The organism is Shewanella sp. 3_MG-2023, from assembly GCF_030548765.1.
GTDB lineage: Bacteria > Pseudomonadota > Gammaproteobacteria > Enterobacterales > Shewanellaceae > Shewanella.
This window is the reverse complement of the sequence record NZ_JAUOSH010000072.1, coordinates 1-1,936: the sequence shown is the minus strand read 5'-3', so window position 1 is coordinate 1,936 and position 1,936 is coordinate 1. Positions and strand designations below refer to the sequence as shown.

The window sequence follows — 1,936 nt, the reverse complement described above, 5'->3', positions numbered from 1 at the left end:
GCCAAAGGATGCGTAAAATGAGCTTTTTACGCATCGATAATTTTGTAACATTCGAGAAAACCCATACATATCAATCTCCTGCGAAATTTTTTAAAGTGTTGTATAGACCACGTAAACAAAGACGCATTCTTTCTCCGGCAGTATTTTGAGCAATACTTACATATTCGCGAAAATATTCAATTTACAACAAGGACTTAGCGGTGGTACCTTTGAAGTTTGAATTGAGCAGCCTGGAACATTATTGTGCTGCTATTGAATAAGCTGTTAAGTTTACAAGGAGTTTCATATCAAGCTTGAAGAGTTATTTACATCAATCGAATCAACATTGTTAGCCAGATTCAAAGAATCTGGCTTCATTCAGCATAATGGTGATAAAGGTGAAAATAGAGAGGAAATCTTAATTGAATTTTTAAGAAATCATCTCCCTAGTCGTTATGGAATAACAAAAGGGGAAGTGATAACTCAAAAAGGCGAGCGTTCGCATGCTATTGATATAATCATCTATGACGCAGTTAATTGTCCCGTACTTTACGCTGGGAAAACATCAATTTTACCGATTGAAGGGGTTTATGGAATAATCGAAGTTAAATCAACATTATCAAAACCGGAATTTGTTGATGCGGCTTCTAAGATTGAGTCATTTAAGAAGCTAGCACCGAGAGACCTTGGGATTATTGCTAATAGAGATGCTGTAACTCTCCATAGAGCTTCTCGACCTTTTGGAATAGTGATGGGCTACCAACTCTCAAAGAACTCTTTAAACTCTTTAAAAGAAAATTGGCAAGAGCAAAGTCACAAAGTATACGATGTGAATTATTTTACTAATTTAGTCTGTGTATTAGGAGAGGGATTACTGCATTATGAGCAGGTTAATCTATCTAAAGGTCTAAAAGAATTAATTTTAGATACCGATGAATTTGTTAATTTAGTTTTAACTGCGCATAAGCGTGATGATAATAATGAAGATAGTGATGAAATATTATTACGAATAATAAATGAGTCTGTTAAGGACAGAACTTTTGGACGGTTTATTACTTACTTATTAATAATGCTCACTAAAATGAAATTAAATGTTCCTGATTTGAGTCGTTATATAGACCCTGAATTGCCTATTGCGATTACTAAGGAGTAACAATGGCTAAGATAGACCCAAATGAATTGTGTCCATGTGAGTCAGGGCTTCTTTTTAAAGAGTGTCATGAGCTTAAAATAAAGAAGCAGGTAAACCTGAAATAAAACAAAAGGTTAGTCTAAAAGTCATCCCTGAGCCAGATCCTAATACTAGGGCTGTTTTTATTCTAAACAATGATGAAGGCACAATAGTATCTCAAGGGTTTGAAACTCAAATTGCTTTGGTGTGTGGGAATTGTTCTTCTCCACTAGTTGCAGGAATGAATTTAGAACAAATAAACAATATTGTCATAAAATGTAATAACTGCAATAGATTCAACGAAGTGTAAACTTAATCGGGTAGCCGGAGGTATCTAGCCTCCAGCCCCCACACCACCCTGCATGCGGCTCCGCACAGGGCGGTTCCCAAAGACTTTCAGAACAGGTTGGCCGATTAGCTCCGACATATCCCAATGCTGGCTTCTGTATTATCAACGCCAACACTCCTAAACCCGGTCGGGCATGAAATATTGAGTTGCACAGGCTCCTCACTGATCTTTAGGTTCAGGCCTTCACCATGTCCCAACCATTACGATGGGCGTTCGGCTACTATGCCGTCTGCTGACTTCTGCTTAATCACATCCCGAGTTACCCCGTTATGCGCTATCGGTTTTCATCTGGTTCGCTCTTTTCAGTCGATGACGCTGAAAAGCCAAGGCACTTATAAACCAGAGCCTCACTGGTTAATGACCGATCGCGTGTTAAGTAGATCTCCCCAGATAAGAACATGAACTTTCTTTGCACTGCTGCATCATTTACGGTGGCC

General features: G+C 38.5%; 2 protein-coding genes. Both read left to right on the top strand.

Annotated features, from left to right (window positions below):
- The first annotated feature begins 325 nt into the window (after positions 1 to 325).
- Positions 326 to 1,132: a DUF6602 domain-containing protein gene (locus Q4591_RS20000; protein ID WP_303462602.1), complete on the top strand. Its 807-nt coding sequence runs from the start codon at positions 326 to 328 to the stop codon at positions 1,130 to 1,132.
- 2 nt (positions 1,133 to 1,134) lie between these two features.
- Positions 1,135 to 1,236, top strand: a complete 102-nt coding sequence (locus Q4591_RS20195) for an SEC-C metal-binding domain-containing protein (protein WP_368501234.1) — start codon at positions 1,135 to 1,137, stop codon at positions 1,234 to 1,236.
- Positions 1,237 to 1,936 lie beyond the last annotated feature (700 nt).